The organism is Massilia litorea, assembly GCF_015101885.1.
Classification (GTDB): domain Bacteria; phylum Pseudomonadota; class Gammaproteobacteria; order Burkholderiales; family Burkholderiaceae_D; genus Telluria; species Telluria litorea.
Genome location: NZ_CP062941.1, coordinates 4,920,422 through 4,937,584 on the forward strand (window position 1 = coordinate 4,920,422; position 17,163 = coordinate 4,937,584).

At 66.3% G+C, this 17,163-nt stretch carries 17 protein-coding genes; 4 read left to right on the plus strand and 13 right to left on the minus strand.

Annotated elements, in window-relative coordinates; all coding sequences use genetic code 11:
- Positions 1–190: 190 nt before the first annotated feature.
- The gene (gene cspE, locus LPB04_RS22085; RefSeq protein WP_020653506.1) at positions 191–394 is read left to right on the plus strand and encodes a transcription antiterminator/RNA stability regulator CspE; all 204 of its coding nucleotides are present in this window, start codon (positions 191–193) and stop codon (positions 392–394) included.
- A 101-nt stretch (positions 395–495) separates the two neighbouring features.
- On the opposite strand, the gene icd is transcribed toward cspE, so the two are convergent.
- Complete coding sequence (icd, locus tag LPB04_RS22090; RefSeq protein WP_193686579.1) at positions 496–1,752, minus strand: NADP-dependent isocitrate dehydrogenase; 1,257 nt, start codon at positions 1,750–1,752, stop codon at positions 496–498.
- A 194-nt stretch (positions 1,753–1,946) separates the two neighbouring features.
- On the opposite strand from icd, the gene LPB04_RS22095 reads away from it, so the two are divergent.
- Positions 1,947–2,507, plus strand: coding sequence for a pseudouridine synthase (locus LPB04_RS22095; RefSeq protein ID WP_193686580.1), 561 nt, complete (start codon positions 1,947–1,949; stop codon positions 2,505–2,507).
- Between the two features lie 117 nt (positions 2,508–2,624).
- Here LPB04_RS22095 and LPB04_RS22100 read toward each other — a convergent pair whose 3' ends face one another.
- Positions 2,625–4,859 (minus strand): NADP-dependent isocitrate dehydrogenase, encoded by a 2,235-nt coding sequence (locus LPB04_RS22100; protein ID WP_193686581.1) that lies wholly within the window; start codon positions 4,857–4,859, stop codon positions 2,625–2,627.
- Positions 4,860–5,192: 333 nt separating this feature from the next.
- Between LPB04_RS22100 and LPB04_RS22105 the strand changes: the two genes are divergently transcribed.
- Entirely contained in the window at positions 5,193–5,990 is a 798-nt protein-coding gene (locus LPB04_RS22105; RefSeq protein ID WP_227496535.1) for a DUF2243 domain-containing protein, read from the plus strand.
- 241 nt (positions 5,991–6,231) lie between these two features.
- On the opposite strand, the gene rpsT is transcribed toward LPB04_RS22105, so the two are convergent.
- Positions 6,232–6,498 carry a 30S ribosomal protein S20 gene (rpsT, locus tag LPB04_RS22110; RefSeq protein WP_056339242.1) on the minus strand — a complete coding sequence of 89 codons (267 nt, stop codon included), beginning with the start codon at positions 6,496–6,498 and terminating at the stop codon, positions 6,232–6,234.
- A 209-nt stretch (positions 6,499–6,707) separates the two neighbouring features.
- Between rpsT and murJ the strand changes: the two genes are divergently transcribed.
- Positions 6,708–8,258 carry a murein biosynthesis integral membrane protein MurJ gene (gene murJ, locus LPB04_RS22115; RefSeq protein ID WP_193686582.1) on the plus strand — a complete coding sequence of 517 codons (1,551 nt, stop codon included), beginning with the start codon at positions 6,708–6,710 and terminating at the stop codon, positions 8,256–8,258.
- Here murJ and LPB04_RS22120 read toward each other — a convergent pair whose 3' ends face one another.
- The 10 genes from LPB04_RS22120 to LPB04_RS22165 are packed head-to-tail and all read right to left on the minus strand — an operon-like array spanning position 8,259 to position 17,155.
- On the minus strand, positions 8,259–8,960 hold the full coding sequence (locus LPB04_RS22120; RefSeq protein WP_193686583.1) for a type II secretion system protein: 702 nt from the start codon (positions 8,958–8,960) through the stop codon (positions 8,259–8,261).
- Positions 8,954–9,340 carry a type II secretion system protein gene (locus LPB04_RS22125; RefSeq protein ID WP_193686584.1) on the minus strand — a complete coding sequence of 129 codons (387 nt, stop codon included), beginning with the start codon at positions 9,338–9,340 and terminating at the stop codon, positions 8,954–8,956. The genes LPB04_RS22120 and LPB04_RS22125 overlap by 7 nt, the downstream gene beginning before the upstream one ends.
- A 2-nt stretch (positions 9,341–9,342) precedes the next feature.
- Positions 9,343–9,858, minus strand: coding sequence for a prepilin-type N-terminal cleavage/methylation domain-containing protein (locus LPB04_RS22130; protein ID WP_193686585.1), 516 nt, complete (start codon positions 9,856–9,858; stop codon positions 9,343–9,345).
- Positions 9,855–11,825, minus strand: coding sequence for a secretin N-terminal domain-containing protein (locus tag LPB04_RS22135; RefSeq protein WP_193686586.1), 1,971 nt, complete (start codon positions 11,823–11,825; stop codon positions 9,855–9,857). Before LPB04_RS22135 ends, LPB04_RS22130 begins: the two co-directional genes overlap by 4 nt.
- Entirely contained in the window at positions 11,825–12,373 is a 549-nt protein-coding gene (locus LPB04_RS22140; protein WP_193686587.1) for a hypothetical protein, read from the minus strand. Before LPB04_RS22140 ends, LPB04_RS22135 begins: the two co-directional genes overlap by 1 nt.
- Positions 12,370–12,936 (minus strand): hypothetical protein, encoded by a 567-nt coding sequence (locus LPB04_RS22145; protein ID WP_193686588.1) that lies wholly within the window; start codon positions 12,934–12,936, stop codon positions 12,370–12,372. The genes LPB04_RS22140 and LPB04_RS22145 overlap by 4 nt, the downstream gene beginning before the upstream one ends.
- Positions 12,933–13,487 carry a PilN domain-containing protein gene (locus LPB04_RS22150; protein WP_193686589.1) on the minus strand — a complete coding sequence of 185 codons (555 nt, stop codon included), beginning with the start codon at positions 13,485–13,487 and terminating at the stop codon, positions 12,933–12,935. Before LPB04_RS22150 ends, LPB04_RS22145 begins: the two co-directional genes overlap by 4 nt.
- Positions 13,484–14,296 (minus strand): hypothetical protein, encoded by an 813-nt coding sequence (locus LPB04_RS22155; protein ID WP_227496536.1) that lies wholly within the window; start codon positions 14,294–14,296, stop codon positions 13,484–13,486. Before LPB04_RS22155 ends, LPB04_RS22150 begins: the two co-directional genes overlap by 4 nt.
- Entirely contained in the window at positions 14,289–15,968 is a 1,680-nt protein-coding gene (locus LPB04_RS22160; RefSeq protein ID WP_193686590.1) for a GspE/PulE family protein, read from the minus strand. The genes LPB04_RS22155 and LPB04_RS22160 overlap by 8 nt, the downstream gene beginning before the upstream one ends.
- A complete protein-coding gene (locus LPB04_RS22165; RefSeq protein WP_193686591.1) occupies positions 15,968–17,155 on the minus strand; it encodes a type II secretion system F family protein in 1,188 nt (395 codons plus the stop codon). Before LPB04_RS22165 ends, LPB04_RS22160 begins: the two co-directional genes overlap by 1 nt.
- Between the last annotated feature and the right edge of the window lie 8 nt (positions 17,156–17,163).

The window sequence follows — 17,163 nt, forward strand, 5'->3', positions numbered from 1 at the left end:
ATGCATGACGTATGAAAAAATTAACAACAGTCGCATCAAAGGGCTTGACTTCAAAATCCAGTGCATCAACAATGCAAACATTGACATGTACTTATGTACTTGTTGATAAGAAGTGAGCAGGCTGAGGAGGGGGCAAGAAGCTTCTTGCTTTTATGGCTCGTGTGATTTGTTTATATTTGAAAGTTCTTTTATGGCAACTGGTACTGTTAAGTGGTTCAATGATTCCAAAGGCTTTGGCTTCATCACTCCAGATGACGGCGGCGAGGATCTGTTCGCGCATTTCTCCGCAATCAACATGAACGGTTTTAAGACCCTCAAAGAAGGTCAGAAAGTCCAATTCGAAGTCACGCAAGGCCCTAAAGGCAAGCAAGCTTCCAACATCCAGGGCATGTAATACCGTCCTCGGAAGCGAGAAACCCCGCAGCATGCGGGGTTTTTTTTCGCCGAATAAAAAAGCCCGCCTCGACGAGACGGGCTTTATAGGCCAGGCCCGGCTTATTGCATCTGCTCGATCATGACCTCGCCAAAGCCCGAGCACGACACTTGCGTCGCGCCTTCCATCAAACGCGCGAAGTCGTAGGTCACGCGCTTCGAGGTGATCGCCTTTTCCATCGACGAGATGATCAGGTCGGCCGCTTCGGTCCAGCCCATGTGGCGCAGCATCATCTCAGCCGACAGGATCAGCGAACCCGGGTTCACGTAATCCTTGCCCGCATACTTGGGCGCGGTGCCGTGGGTCGCCTCGAACATGGCCACCGAGTCCGACATGTTGGCGCCCGGCGCGATGCCGATGCCGCCGACCTGGGCCGCCAGCGCATCCGAGACATAGTCGCCGTTCAGGTTCAGGGTGGCGATCACGCTGTACTCGGCAGGGCGCAGCAGGATCTGCTGGAGGAAGGCGTCGGCGATCGAATCCTTGATGATGATGTCGCGTCCCGTCTTCGGGTTCTTGAAGCGGACCCACGGGCCGCCGTCGATCAGCTCGGCGCCGAATTCCTTCTGCGCCAGCGCATAGGCCCAGTCGCGGAAACCGCCTTCGGTATACTTCATGATGTTGCCCTTGTGGACAATCGTGACCGATGGCTTGTCGTGGTCGACCGCGTACTGGATGGCCTTGCGCACCAGGCGCTCGGTGCCTTCGCGCGAGACGGGCTTGATGCCGATGCCCGAGGTTTCCGGGAAGCGGATTTTCCTGACACCCATTTCGTTAACGAGGAAGTCGATCATCTTCTTCGCGCCTTCCGACTCCGCCGCCCACTCGATGCCGGCATAGATGTCTTCCGAATTCTCGCGGAAGATGACCATGTCGGTCTTTTCCGGCTGCTTCAGCGGCGACGGCACGCCGGCGAAATAGCGCACCGGACGCAGGCAGACGTAGAGGTCGAGTTCCTGGCGCAGCGCCACGTTGAGCGAACGGATGCCGCCGCCGACCGGCGTCGTCAGCGGGCCCTTGATCGAGACCACGTAGTCCTTCACGACCTCCAGGGTCTCGGGCGGCAGCCAGACGTCGGGGCCGTAGATGCCGGTCGACTTCTCGCCGGCAAAAATTTCCATCCAGCTGATCTTGCGCCGGCCGCCATAGGCCTTGGCCACTGCCGCGTCGACCACCTTGAGCATCACCGGCGTGATGTCGATGCCGGTGCCGTCGCCTTCGATATAGGGGATGATCGGGTTGTCCGGCACGGTGAGCGAGAAATCGGCATTGACCGTGATTTTCTGGCCGTCGGCAGGTACAGTGATATGTTGGTACATCGTGTTTCTCCCAGGTGGTCGCAGGCGGGCGGCAGGCGCGCCATGCCAATTCCATTACAATAGCGGCGAAACCTGCCAGTCCTCTATAAGACATAAGATGGCGACTTGCATTATGCACCAGTATTTTGACAGATGCCACGACCCGGCGTCCGACGTTTTCGTTGGCATCCCCGCTTCAGCACCACCTTTTATTCATGCCGCTTATTCTCTTCAATAAACCCTTCCAGGTCCTGTGCCAGTTTTCGCCGCAGGAAGGCCGCGAATCGCTTGCGGATTACCTCTCGATTCCCGGCATCTACCCCGCCGGCCGGCTGGACGCCGACAGCGAGGGCCTGATGCTGCTGACCGACGACGGCGCCCTGCAGCACAAGATCGCGCACCCGGACCACAAGGAAGCCAAGACCTACCTGGTGCAGGTGGACGGCGTGCCGGATGCCGCCGCCCTCGCCCGCCTGCAGGCGCCGCTCGACCTGGGCGATTTCGTGACGAAACCCTGCCGCGCGGTACGCATCGCCGAGCCCGAATGGCTGTGGCCGCGCAATCCGCCGATCCGTACCCGCGCCGACAAGCCGACGGGGTGGATTGCGATCACGCTGGAAGAGGGAAAGAACCGGCAGGTGCGGAGGATGACGGCGGCGGTCGGCTTGCCGACGTTGCGGCTGGTGCGCAGCAGTATCGGGCCGTTCAGTCTGGCGACGCATCCGCTGATGCCGGGCGAGTTCGTCGAGGTGCCGGTGACCGCGATAAGGCGATGATTCGTCCGGTGGGCACAGGGTGCCCACCCTACGCCCGAGTTCACACGGTTCGAATACAAATAAAAAACCCGCCGGCCCTTTCGGGGCGGCGGGTTTTTCGTTACCAGCTGAGATAGCTTACGCGCCCAGCGACTCCAGCGCGGCGTTGAACGTCTTGCTCGGGCGCATGATCGCCTTCACCTTCGCCTCATCGGCCTTGTAGTAGCCACCGATATCGACCGGCTTGCCCTGCACTTCCAGCAGCTCGGCAACGATCCTGGCTTCGTTCTCGGCCAGGTTCTTCGCCAGCGGCGCGAAGTAAGCGGCCAGTTCGGCATCTTCCTTCTGCGCGGCCAATTCCTGGGCCCAGTACAGCGACAGGTAGAACTGGCTGCCGCGGTTGTCGAGCTCGCCGGTCTTCGGCGAAGGCGACTTGCGGTTGTCCAGCAGCTTGCCGGTCGCGGCGTCGAGCGTTTTCGCCAGGACCTTGGCCTTGTTGCTGCCGGTCTTGATGCCCAGGTCTTCCAGCGACACGGCCAGGGCCAGGAACTCGCCCAGCGAATCCCAGCGCAGGTGGTTCTCTTCGACCAGCTGCTGCACGTGCTTCGGTGCCGAACCGCCGGCGCCGGTTTCGTACATGCCGCCACCGGCCATCAGCGGGACGATCGACAGCATCTTGGCGCTGGTGCCCAGTTCCATGATCGGGAACAGGTCGGTCAGGTAGTCGCGCAGGATGTTGCCGGTCACCGAGATGGTGTCCAGGCCGCGCTTGACGCGTTCCAGCGTGTAGCGCATCGCACGCACCTGCGACATGATCTGGATGTCCAGGCCGGTCGTGTCGTGATCCTTCAGGTAGGTCTTGACCTTCTTGATCAGCTCATTTTCGTGCGGACGGTACGGATCCAGCCAGAACACGGCCGGCATGCCCGAGTTGCGCGCGCGCGTCACGGCCAGCTTGACCCAGTCGCGGATCGGTGCGTCCTTGACCTGGCACATGCGCCAGATGTCGCCCTGCTCGACGTTCTGCGACAGCAGGACTTCGCCGGTGGCGATGTCGGTGATGTTGGCGACGCCGTCTTCCGGCACTTCGAAGGTCTTGTCGTGCGAACCGTATTCCTCGGCCTGCTGCGCCATCAGGCCCACGTTCGGGACGGTGCCCATGGTCTTCGGATCGAAGGCGCCGTGCCATTTGCAGAAGTTGATGATCTCCTGGTAGATACGGGCGAAGGTCGATTCCGGGATGACTGCCTTGACTTCCTTCAGCTTGCCGTTGGCATCGTACATCTTGCCGCCGGCGCGGATCATCGCAGGCATCGACGCGTCGACGATGACGTCGTTCGGCGAGTGGAAGTTGGTGATGCCCTTGGCCGAGTCGACCATGGCCAGCGCCGGGCGGTGTTCCTGGCAGGCGTGCAGGTCGCGCTCGATTTCTTCGCGCTGCGAAGCAGGCAGGTTGGCGATCTTGTTGTACAGGTCGGCCATGCCGTTGTTGACGTTGATGCCGAGGCTGTCGAACAGGGCGCCGTGCTTCTCGAAGGCTTCCTTGTAGAACATGCGCACGCAGTGGCCGAAGACGATCGGGTGCGAGACCTTCATCATCGTCGCCTTGACGTGCAGCGAGAACAGGACGCCGGTTTCTTTCGCGTCGTCGATCTGCTGCTGGTAGAACTCGAGCAGGGCCTTGCGGCTCATGAACATCGAATCGATGATCTCGCCATCCTGCAGCGACACCTTTGGTTTCAGGACGATGGTCTGGCCGCTCTTGGTGATCAGTTCCATCTTGACGTCGCGTGCGCGGTCGAGGGTCATCGACTTTTCGCCATGGTAGAAGTCGCCGTGGGTCATGTGCGAGACGTGGGTGCGCGATGCCGGCGACCATGGCTGCATCGAATGCGGGTTCTTGCGTGCGTATTCTTTCACGGCGCGCGGTGCGCGGCGGTCCGAGTTACCTTCGCGCAGTACCGGGTTCACGGCGGAGCCGATGCACTTGCCGTAGCGTGCCTTGATGGCCTTTTCTTCGTCGGTCTTCGGGTCGGCCGGGTAGTCGGGCAGCTTATAGCCCTTCTCCTGCAGTTCCTTGATCGCGGCGGTCAGCTGGCCGACCGAGGCGCTGATGTTCGGCAGCTTGATGATGTTCGCGTCCGGCTCGAGCGTCTTCTTGCCCAGCTCGGCCAGCGCGTCAGGCACGCGCTGCTCCGGCGTCAGGGCTTCCGGGAAGGCGGCCAGGATGCGGGCCGCGACCGAAATGTCGCTCGACACGACATCGATGCCGGCGGCCTTGGTGAAGGTGCTGACGACAGGCAGGAAGGCGTGGGTCGCCAGCAGCGGCGCCTCGTCGGTCAGGGTGTAGATGATGGTCGGATTACTGCTCATGCGCTTTTTCCTCGGTTCTCGCGAACGGTCGCGATGGTTCAAACTAATAAGTAAGGCGTGTCTTCGTTCGCGCTGAACGCGACGTCCCAGGCGGTCCGCCGTTCATGCTACTCCTCCTTCACGCGAAGGGGAATGGATCGCGAAGGCGCTGCCGGGAGACCTCTGCCGCGCCTCGAGTCTTCTATAAGACATAAGACGAGCGTTTCACATTATGCACCAGTATTTTACTGTGCGCCACAGCTTTAGCAAGCCACAGGCGGCTGCCCGGCGCGCGGGCGCCTGCGAACGCGCTAGGATAGTGTCCAAAGCCCTGATGATTCCGAAGGAGTTGCCATGACCGTCCGCCAGTCCGATGCACGGATGATTCCCGAACTGCGCTCCCTCGGCTGGGCCGGCTATCTGCTGGGCTTCGGCCTGGGCGGCTTTTTTGACGGCATCCTGCTGCACCAGATCCTGCAGTGGCATCACCTGCTCTCGCTCGTCACGCGCCCGCCCTTCCAGGACATCCGCGTCCAGATCCTGGCCGATGGCCTGTTTCACCTGCTGATGTACGTGATCGCCTTCATCGGGCTATGGAAGCTGTGGAAGGCGCGCCACCAGTTCGGCGCCGTGGGCGGCGACCGCCTGCTGCTGGCCAACGCGGCGACCGGCTTCGGCGCCTGGCACATCCTCGATGGGGTGCTGTCGCACTGGCTGCTCGGCATTCATCGCGTCCGGCTCGATTCCGACAAGCTGCTGTTCTGGGACTTGCTGTGGTTCGTCGTGTTCGGCGTGGCGTTTGTCGTGCTCGGCTGGTGGCTGCGGCGATCGGACGCCAGCTTTGGAGGCCGCGGCGGCGTGGCGGCGCTGGTGCTGGCGGTGCTGGCCGGCGGGCCGGTCGCGGCGCTGCCGCCGCCGGGGGTGGATACGGTGATGGTGTTCTACAAGCCGGGCACCAGGCCGGCGACCGTGTTCGCCGGGATCGAGGCGGTCGACGGGCGCATCCTGTGGTCCTCGCCGGCGGGCGACGTGTGGGCGCTGGACGTCAAGGACAAGGAAAAAACGGCCCTGCTCTACCGCCATGGGGCCTGGATGGTCAGCAATTCGGCGCTCGCGGTCGGGTGCCTGGCCTGGACCTCGGCACGCAGTTGACCGTAGGGTGGGCTCTGCCCACGCGGTGATACGTACCGGCTCCGATTTCGTGCTCGACGATCTCGCCGTCGCGTATCACGCGTGGGCACGAGTGCCCACCCTACGGTGCACGACCGATAACGATGTTCGTCAGCGCGAATAATCGACCGAAAAAGCGGAAAAACCCGCCGGGGCTTGCGCCGGGCGGGTCTTTCTTCCACTGTACTGCCAGCGCGGCCTGGGCCGCGCGCCAACCGGTCTATCAGGCCGACAGGGCTTTCAGGGCAGCAGCCAGGCGGCTCTTGTGGCGAGCGGCCTTGTTCTTGTGGATGATTTTCTTGTCAGCGATGCTGTCGATGGTCGACACGGACGACTGGAAGATGCTGGTTGCAGCAGCTTTGTCGCCAGCCTGGATGGCTTTACGGACGGCCTTGATGGCGGTGCGCAGGGTCGAACGCTGAGCGCTGTTGTGTGCGTTTTGCTTAACTGCTTGACGAGCGCGTTTGCGCGCTTGTGCGGTATTTGCCATGGAATTTCCTAAATCGGGGTCAAGTTGCGTTTGCAAACATTAGCGAGTCAAACTGGCCCATTCCAGTGCCTGCCAAAACATTGTGTCTGCTAACAGAATTCAGTACAGCCCACGATTATAGCGAAACAACCCACTCCTGGCAAACCATTCTTCATTTTTACCACGAGAGAAACCGCGAGCGAGGTGTTGCCCAGCTATAATCTCGCCCCATGAATCTGCTCAAGACCCTCGCTGCCATTTCCAGCATGACGATGCTGTCGCGCGTTACCGGCCTGCTGCGCGAAAGCCTGTTTGCCCGTGCCTTCGGCGCCTCCGCCTATACCGACGCCTTCATCATCGCCTTCCGCATCCCCAACCTGCTGCGCCGCCTGTTCGCGGAAGGAGCTTTCTCGCAGGCCTTCGTGCCGATCCTGTCGGAATACAAAACCCAGTACGGCCAGGACGCGACCAAGGGCCTGGTCGATCATGTCGCCACCTCGCTGGTCTGGGCCACGGTGCTCACCAGCGTGGTCGGCATCATTGGCGCGCCGGTGCTGCTGCTGATGATCGCCGGCGGCCTCGAACGTAATCCGGAAGCCTTCGACGCCTCGGTCCTGATGACGCGCCTGATGTTCCCCTACATCGCCTGCATGTCCTTCGTCGCCCTGGCCGGGGGCGTATTGAATACCTGGCGCCAGTTCAAGATCCCGGCCTTTACGCCGGTGTTGCTGAACCTGTCCTTCATCTTCGCCTCGCTGGTGCTGGTGCATTACCTGGATCAGCCGATCTATGCGATGGCGATTGCCGTCTGCGTCGGCGGCCTGCTGCAGGTCGGGATCCAGATTCCGGCGCTCATCAAAATCGGCATGCTGCCGCGCATCTCCTTCAATCCGTTGTCGGGCCTGCGCGACGCCGGCGTGCGGCGCATGCTGAAAAAAATGGGACCGGCCGTGTTCGCCGTCTCGGCCGCCCAGATCAGCCTCCTGATCAACACCAGCATCGCCGCCAGCCTGGCCGAAGGCGCCGTCTCGGCCCTGCAGTACGCCGACCGCCTGATGGAATTCCCGACGGCGATGCTGGGCGTGGCGCTGGGCACGATCCTGCTGCCAAGCCTGTCGAAAGCCAGCGCCGAGAACGACACCCACGAGTATTCCTCGCTGCTGAACTGGGGACTGCGCCTGACCTTCCTGCTGGCCCTGCCTTCGGCGGTCGGGATGGCGGCGATGGCCGAGCCGCTGATCGCCACCCTCTTCCACTACGGTAAATTCACCGCCGCGGCCATCACCTCCTCGGCCATGCCTCTGATGGCCTACAGCGCGGGCCTGGTCGGCATCATCCTGGTCAAAACCCTTGCGCCGGCTTTTTATGCGCGCCAGGACATCCGCACCCCGGTGCGCATCGCCGTCGGCGTGCTGGTCGCGACCCAGCTGATGAACCTGGTCTTCGTGCCGCTGTTCGGCGTGGCCGGACTGGCCCTGTCGATCGGCCTGGGCGCCTGCATCAATGCAGCCTTTTTGTATTCGGGCCTGCGCCGGCGCGGCATCTACACGCCGCAAGCGGGCTGGGCGGTCTTCTTCCTGAAGCTGGCCGTCGCGGTCAGCGTGATGGGCGCGGTCGCCTGGTTCAGCCAGGCGCAGTTCGACTGGGCCGCACTGCGCGCCCGGCCGCTGCTGCGTATGGCGGCGCTGTTCGGCATCATCGCCCTCTCCGGCATCACCTATTTCGGCGTGCTGGTCGGCCTGGGTTTCCGTCCGCGCGACTTCAAGCGCCGCGCCAAGTAATCAGGCGCCCGAAGCGGTAGCGGGCGGAGGTGGTGGCGGTTCGTCCGGTTCGGCCGGCTCCTGTGCCGGTTCCACCGGCGGCGCTTCGGTCGGCGGCGGTTCAGTTGGCGGCGTTTCAGGTGATGAGGCGGGCGGCGGGTCGGCCGGCGATGGCGGCGGCACCGGGGTCAACGGCGGCACCGGCGCCGGCGGCGGTTTCACCGGTGCCGGCGGCGGCGGAGGTACGGGGACGCCCTGCCCCGCCGTAAACTTCCACTCCGACAGATGCTCCTTGTTCTCGAAACCCTGGAAACGCGCGTCGAAGTTCGCCACTTTCAGCGGCTGCGCCTGCGACAGGCTGTAAATCGCCAGCACCCCGACCTTGTCGCCCTGGTACTGGATGCCCCACTCGGTGCCGCCCGTCACCGGGTCCACGAAGATCTTGCGCAGGTGGCGCCGGGTGCCGGGAAAGCGCGGATCCTTCAATAAGTCGTGCAGGGCCGGCGGCACCGGGTTGGACCCCTGGGGCGTGGCGGCGGCATAGCTGCGCAGGGCCGCGCTGAAGGCGGCGCCGATCTCGAGCAGCTCCTGCTCGGCGGCCGCGCGCCGCAACAGGCCGTCGACCTCCAGCGTCGCCGCACCGACCATCCCAAGGATCGCGACGAACACCACCAGCCCGACATAGGTGAAGCCGGCCTCGCGATGAACGGGTTTCGCTACCATTCGGCGTAGGGGCGGCCGTCGCGGCCGTTCCCCGGCGCGCCGCTGTGGATGTTGTAGACGGCGCCCGGCGTACCCTCTTCTTCCGGCGGCGTGACGATCCAGCCGCTGTCGCTTTCCAGGATCGGATCCATCGGCAGGCGCGCCAGGTATTTTTTCTCGACCAGCTGCTCGAGCGAATCCGGATAGCGTCCGGTATCGGAATGAAACTGATCGATCACCGCGCGCGTGCTGCGCAGGTTATCCATCAGGATGGTTTCCTTTGCACTGTCCACGCTCGGGAAGAAGCGCGGTACGGCCAGCGTCAGCAGCAGCGCGACGATGGCCAGCACGACCAGCAGTTCGATCAGGGTGAAGCCGTTTCTGGAGCGTGGGGTTCGCATCGTCACCACCGCCGGTAAGGTATGCCGCTCAGGCCGACGCGGGTCGACGTCGAATACACGTCGTAGACATCGTCGCCCTCCTTCGGTTCTTCCGCTTCGCTGGCGTAGCTGCGCTTGCCCCAGGTCTGGGCGTCGCCCAGTCCGGGATCGGGATTGAACGGGTCGCGCGGCAGGCGGCGCAGGAAGTAGATCTTCGCGCCCTTGGGACTGCGCAGGTCGCGCACGCCGTCGACCAGCAGCTCGAGCTTTTCCGGATAGCCGCTGGCACCGGCCGCTTTCGCGATGCGGCCTTCGTCGGCGGCGCGTTTATAGGCGTCGAGCGCGCCGCGGATCTCGCGCAGGGACTGGCGCAGGACCTGTTCGTTGCGGCGCTGGACGACCGTCTGGCCGACCGGGATGACCAGGGTGGCCAGCAGGGCCAGGATGGCGAGGGTGACGAGGAGTTCGATCAGGGTGAAGCCGCGCAGCCCGGCGCGTGGACGCGGGCGTGCGTTGAACACCTGTGCGGCGAGATTCATTTGGCGGGCGGCGGCGCCGGAACCGGCGTGACCTGGACACCCGGGGGCACGGTGTACGGCGCCGCTGCGGCGCCGACAGGCTGCGAGAGCGGCACGCCGGTCACTGGCGCCGGCGCGGCGGGAACGGGCGGCTGGCCGGCCGGCGGCGCGACGGCAGGCCGTACCGCCGGCTGCGGGACCGGCTGCGGCACCGGCAGGCGCACTGCGGCATCCGGACGGCGGCGGAAGCTCGCTTCGGTGCCGGCGCCGAATTCCGAAGCCCCGGCCGGCGGCCGCTGGATCGTGCGCACCAGGTGCGGCGTGATCGACAACACGATCTCGGTCTTGTCGTTGGCATCATGCGTGCTGCCGAACAGGCGCCCCAGGATCGGCAGGCTGCCGACGCCCGGCACCTTGTTGCCGCTGCTACGCTCCTCGCTGTTGAGCAGGCCCGCCAGCACCTGGTTCTCGCCATCCTTCAGTTGCAGCATGGTCGTGGCCGAGCGGGTACCGATGCGGTAGGCGATCGAGCCGGTGTCGGTCTTGACCTCGCTGATCAGGTTGCTCACTTCGAGCGAGATGCGGATGCCGACTTCGTTGTTCAGGTAGATGGTCGGCTCGACGTTGAGGGTCAGGCCGACGTCGACATAATTGATCGCCTGCGACAGGAAGTTGCCGGTCGTGCCGGGCGAGACCGTGCTGGTGATGTTCGGTACCTTCTCGCCGATGACGACCTTGGCCTTTTCCTTGTTGCGCACGCGGATGCGCGGATTGGCCAGGGTGTTCGAATCGGCGTCGGTCTTGTTGGCGTTGACGGTGGCGCGCACTCCGGCGACACCGATCACGCTGCTGCTCAAGCCGCGCAGTTCGTCGATCGACACCCGGGCGCCGCTGGCCGCGATCAAGGGCGAGAACTCGAGGCTCTGCGGCCAGGCCACGCCCAGGTCCATGATGCGCGAGCGCTTGATCTCGAGCACCTCGACGTCGAGCATGACTTCCGGCTCGGGCACGTCCTGCAATGCCACCAGCTGGGTTGCCAGCTTGACCGCCTCCGGACTGTCGCGCAGGATCACCAGGTTCAGCTTTTCGTCGACCACGACATCGCGCGATTTCAGGATGGTCTTGAAGGTATTCGCGATGCTCTTCGCATCCGCGTTCGCCAGGTAGAAGGTCTTGACCGTCAGCTCCTGGTATTCCTTGAGCTTGGCGGCGCTGTTCGGATAGATCAGGATCGTGTTGCCGTCCATGACCTGGCGTTCGAGCTGGTTGGTCACCAGCAGGAAGTGCACGGCCGCCTCCACCGTGCTGTTCTTCAGGAAGATCGAGGTGCGCATGTCCGAGCGCACGTCCTTGTCGAAGACGAAATTCAGGCCGGAGTGGCGCGCGATGATCTCGAAGACCTGGCGCAAGGGCGCGTCGCGGAATTCGAGGCTGATCGGCTTGCGGAAGCTCGCCGCCAAAGTCGCCTCCGCGGCCGGTGCGGCCGCCTTTTCGTCGAGCTCCGCCAGCATCAGGCGCGCGCCCTCGTGGCCGGGGCGCTCGGTGTGGATGGCGGCCAGCTTCAGGCGCGCCGCCTCGACGTCCTTCTTCTCGAGGTCGGCGCGCGCGCCGTCGAACAGGGCGCTGTGGCGGCGGTCCGCCTCGATCTGGCGCAGGCCGGCGCGGCCACGCTCGTTGGCCGGGTCGATCTCGAGCGCCTCCAGATAGGCCGCGCGCGCCGCGTCGGCCCGGCCGGCGGCCAGCTCGCGCTCGGCCTGTTCCACCAGCCGCGTCGTGCTGGCATCGCGGGCGCGCAGCAGGGCCGCGCGGTAGACGGCATTGCCCGGGTCGGCGGCCACCGCCTCGCGGTACTTGACGAGGCCGGCCCCCACCTGCTGCTGCGCGACGAGCGCATTGCCTTCCTGGTAGGCGCGCTGCGCCGTGCAGCCCAGCAGCAGAGCGGTAACACACAGTGCGCTGCCGAGGGCACGAATCCGGGAAAGAACCATTACTCGAATACTCCAATGTTGAGCTGCTGGACCTGGTTCAGCGGCAGGTAGGTCAGGGTCATCAGGGGCGGCGCGATGCGCTCGATGCGCCAGGCGCCATCGAGCACGGCGCCCTCGTGCGCGATATGCGTGCGCTCGCCGCTGGCGAGATACACCTCCCACTTGCCGTCTTCGAGCGACTTGCCGATGACGGTAAAAGGCAGGGGCGGCGCGCTCGGCGGCGGGGGTGGCGCGGGTTTCGGCGGCGGCGGAGGCGGCGGGGTCCAGTCCTGGCGGCCGAACAGCGCACCCTCGGCACCCTCGGCCGCATTGAAACTGTCCTTGCCGTCGCCGATCAGGGTCGCGCGCGGCACCAGGCGCGCGATCGGCGGCACCGGCTTCGACGCGGCCGAAGTCGCCGAATTCGCCGTCCTGGCAGCCACGGCGCGCGCCGACAGCGGACGCTCGACCGCCTCGGCCACCTCCCCTTGCGGACTGCGGTCGCCGAAGACCAGCAGCCCGGCGGCCACCAGCAGCGCGGCGCCCATCGCGATGTGACGCGGCTTCATCGCGGCGCTCCCGGCGCATCGAGCAGGTAGAGGGTCAGGCGCAGGCGCGCTTCGATCGCGGTCGCGCCGATGCTGTCGCGCTTGAAGCTGACGTCGTCGAGCGAGGCATAGGGCAGCGCGCGCAGGGCCAGCAGCGCGAATCGCCAGACCTGGGCATAGCTGCCCTTCACCGGCAGGTCGATCTGGTAAGTGTGCAGATTGGCGTTGCGGTCGACGCCGCGCTTGTACTCGCCCTGGCGCAGCACCAGGCCGCTCTTCGCCGCCAGCGCAAACAGGGTCTTCAAGCCCGGCTCGACGTCGCGCTGGCGCCCGAGCGCACTGCGGAACAGCGCCAGGTTCTCGAGCGCGCCGCTTTCCGGCGCGAGCGGCACCACCACCACCGGCGGCGGCAGCGCGGCCGCGCGCCGGGCGCGCGCCCTTTCCAGCTCCAGCGCCTCGCGCGCCGGCAGCACCCAGGCCAGCGCGGCCAGGCCGGCGCCGCACAGCAGGAGCGCGGCAAACGTCACCGGGTTCGTCGCGCGCAGCGCCAGGCGCACACGGAGCCACACAGTCGTGAACCTCATGGCGCCTCCCATGCGGCGTCGAGCTGGAAGCGCAGCGGGCGGTTCGGATCCTGCTCGACGACTTCGTGGCGCACCAGCGTGACCGAGCCGAACCACTCCTCGCGCTCGAGCAGGCTCACATAGGCCAGCATGTCGTCGCTGTTCTTCGCTTCGGCGGTAATGCGCAGCACCCGTTTGCGCGCGTCCGGCTCGAGCGCCAGCAGCGCGACGCTCGGCGGCGTGGCCGCGCGCACGGCGTCGTGCAGCGCGCGCCACGGCAGGTTCAATTTCGCGATCGCGGCGTTCACGGCCACCGCTTCCTGCTCGCCGACGGGCGCACGCAGGGCCGCCGGTGCGGGCGCGGCGGACGGCGCCGGCACCGCGGCGCGCGCGCGCAGCGCCGCCAGCTGGGCGTCCACCTCTTCGCGCGCTTCGCGGTAGTCCAGCACCTGCACCAGCGCGAACGCGCACAGCGCCAGCGCGGCGATCGCCGCGACGCGGGCAGCCATGGGGGCGCGCAGCAGCGTGCGGCGCAGGCCGGACGGCGCGAAATCCAGGCGCACGCGCTTCATGCGGCGCTCCCGGTACAGGCCAGGCGCACCGCACCGGCTTCGCCCGCCGTGCCATCGTCGAGCAGAATGCAGGCGAACTGCTTTCCCGCGCCTGCCCAGGCGCGCGGTGCGGCGCCGCACAGCTGCAGCAGCTTCGGTGCGGCCAGCCCGAGGCGCAAGGCATCGCGCCCGACGTGGCCGTCCAGCCAGGCGCGGTCGGCTCCCGGCGGCACCACGGCCGTGCGCAGCGCGACCAGCACGCGCCCGTCGTAGGCGGCCAGGGTCAGGACCTGGCCGTGCACCAGGCCGAACCAGGCGCCCGGCCGGCGCAGCCGGCGCCAGCCGTTCATCGCGGCGACGAATTGCGGCACCACTTCGACCAGCGGGCAGCGCGCCTCGCGTGCGGCCAGCGCCAGGCTCTCCAGCAGCGGCGCCGGCACGGCCGCGGCCAGGAAGGGCTGGCTGGCCTGCCAGTCGGCGGCCAGCGTCCACCCGCCCGGCGCGGCCCCGAACAGGCTCGTGAACCGCATGGCGGCCGCGGCCTCGAGATCGGCGGGACTGGCGGCCTGCGGCGGCGGCGTCACCTGCCACATGCGGGCCAGTTCGTCGGCCAGCACCACGCTCAGGGGCCAGCCCGCGCATCCGGCGCCGCCCAGCAGCGTGCGCAGGCCCTGCGCCAGCGCGGCCGGCTGGTGGACGTCGACGCGCGCCTCGGCCACGAGCTCGCGCCGCGCGCCGAACAGGCGGCTGGTGCGCACCAGGGCCAGGCTGTCGTCGCCAACGCCGAGGCGCAATGCCTGCCCCGGCAACCGTGCCTTCAATTCAGGCATGCTGGGTCACCCTCCGGATTTCATCGAGGGTGGTGGCGCCGCGCCGCACCAGGTCGAGCGCGGCCAGGCGCAGGCTGCGGGTGCCGTTGGCCTGTGCGGCGGCCTTGATGCGGCGGATCGGCTGCTTGTCGACGATCAGTTCGCGGATCTCGTCGTTCAGGGTCAGGATCTCGGCGATCGAGCGCCGCCCCTTGTAGCCGGTGCCGCGGCAGTCGCCGCAGCCCTTGCCGCGCATGAAGACATAATCGCCTACCTCTTGCCGTTCGAGCCGCGCCGCCGCCAGCTCGGCGTCATCCGGATCGTACTGCACCGCGCAGTGCGGACAGTTCATGCGCACCAGGCGCTGGGCCCAGATGCCGTTCAGGGCCGAGACGAACGCATACGGGTCGATCCCCATGTGCGTAAAACGGCCGAATACGTCGAACACGTTGTTCGCGTGGACGGTGGTCAGCACCAGGTGGCCGGTCAGCGCCGACTGCACCGCGATTTCGGCGGTCTCGCGGTCGCGGATCTCGCCGACCATGATCTTGTCGGGGTCGTGGCGCAGGATCGAGCGCAGGCCTTTTGCGAACGTCAGCCCCTTCTTCTCGTTGACCGGGATCTGCAGGATGCCGGGCAGCTGATATTCGACCGGGTCTTCGATGGTGATGATTTTTTCGCGCCCGTTGTGGATTTCGGTGAGCGCGGCGTACAGGGTCGTGGTCTTGCCCGAGCCGGTGGGCCCGGTCACCAGCAGCATGCCGTAGGCTTCCTGGGCCAGCTGGCGCAGGGTCGCCAGCGAAGGCGCATCGAAACCAAGGGCTTCGAGCGTCAGCGCGCCATAGGCCTCGACCATGGCGCGCTTGTCCAGGATCCGGATGACCGCGTCCTCGCCGTGGATGCTCGGCATGATCGACACCCGCAGGTCGATCTCGCGCCCGCCCGACTCGACCCGGAAGCTGCCGTCCTGCGGGACGCGGCGTTCGGCGATATCGAGTTCGGCCAGCACTTTCAAACGCGAGATGATGTGCTCGGCCAGCTCGATGCCGCCGACGCTGGTGGCGTGATCGAGCACGCCGTCGACCCGGTACTTCACCGCCAGCCCCGTTGCCGTGCTCTCGAGGTGGATGTCGGAGGCCCCGGCCTTCAGGGCGTCGTACAGGGTCGAGTTGACCAGTTTGACCGCCGGGCTGCCCGCTTCCGAGACCGAGGCAAACGAGAGCACGGCGGCCATCTTGCCGTCGCGCCGGGCGTTGTCGTTACTCGGCGCAAGCGTATCGACCGCGCGCGCGGAAGCTTCCTGGCGCGACAGATAGGCCTGGATGTCGGAGGCCAGCGCCAGGCGCAGGTGCAGCGGCGCGCGCGGCGAACTGCCGGCCTGCGCGGCGAGCCAGGTCTGCTGGTCGAGGTCGAACGGGTCGGCAATCACGCCGGTCAGCTGACCGCCGGCGCCGCGCAACAGCAGGCAGTGGCGCGCCATGGCCTGGGCCAGCGGCAGCAGGTCGAAGGCCGGCTGCTGGCTCAGCATCTCGCTGGTCTCCATCACGGTCAGGCCGAAGGGTTCGGCCAGCGCCGCAACGAGCTGGCGCGGCTCGAGGCCCGTGAGCGCTTCGAGTTCGGCCACCAGGGCGCGCTGCGACGCGCGGCTCTGGATGCGGGCGCGCGCCAGCAATTCGGCGTCGATCTTCGTCATCAAGACATATCTCCGGCCAGGTCGAAGATCGGCATGTACAGCAGCACCACGATCGCGCCGACCACGAGGCCGATGGCCGCCATCAACAGCGGCTCGAAGGTGCGCGTGAAGCGGTCGATCCAGCGGCTGATTTCGCCGTCGTAAAAGGCCGCCGATTGGGTCAGCATCGGGCCCATGTCGCCGGTGCGCTCGCCGACCCGCAGCATGCGCAGCGAGATCGGCGTGGTGAGGCCATTCGTTTCGAAGGCATCCGACAGGGGCCGCCCCGATTCGATGGCGGCGCGCGCATTCGCGAGCGCGGTCCGCAAGGTATTCGACACCATCGGCTGCACCGTCTCGATCGCGCTCACGATCGTGATCCCGCCTTCGGTCAGCATGCCGAGCGTGAGATAGAGGCGCGACAGTTCGTAGATGCGGGCGCGCTCGCCGATGCCGGGCAGGCGCCCCACCAGGCGCGCGATGCCGCCGCTGCGCAGCAGGCGCCGCACCCCACCGACGGCCAGCGCCAGCAGCGCGATTGCGCACAGCAGGATCGCGCTGCCGTGATTCGACGCGAATTGCCCCCATTCGAGCAGGAGTTGGCTCATCCACGGCAGGTTGCGCCCTGCTCCCTGGTAGACCTCGGCGAAACGCGGCACCACGTAGCCGATCAGGAAGCTGGAGACGCCGCCGCCCACGCACAGCAGGATCACCGGATAGATCGAGGCGCTGACGATTTTCGAGCGCACGGTATCGATGCGCTGCTGGTAGTCGATGTAGCGCGAGAGCGCGCGCGGCAGGTCGCTGGTGCCTTCGGCGGCGCGCACGATGCCGACATACAGCGGCGGGAACAGGGCCGGCTGGGCGGCCAGCACGCTGGAGAAGCGCTGGCCCTCGCGCAGGCCGGCCAGCAGGCGTTCGAGCACGCCGCGCGCGGCCGGATTGGCTTCCTTTTCCAGCAGGGCCTCCAGGCCTTCGACGATGCCGAGTCCCGCGCTCAGCAAGGCCAGCAATTCCTGGCTGAACAGGACGAGCGAGAGTTTCGGTCCGCGCGCGCGCGCCAGGCGCACGCCGCCGCTGGGCTCGACCGCGCTGACGAACAGGCCGCGCGCCTCGGCCTGGCGGCGCGCGTCGGCTTCGTCGAGCGCGTCGACCAGGATGTGCGAGATCGACAGGTCGGGCGCGAGGGTGCGAACTGCAAACTGCATGAAGACGT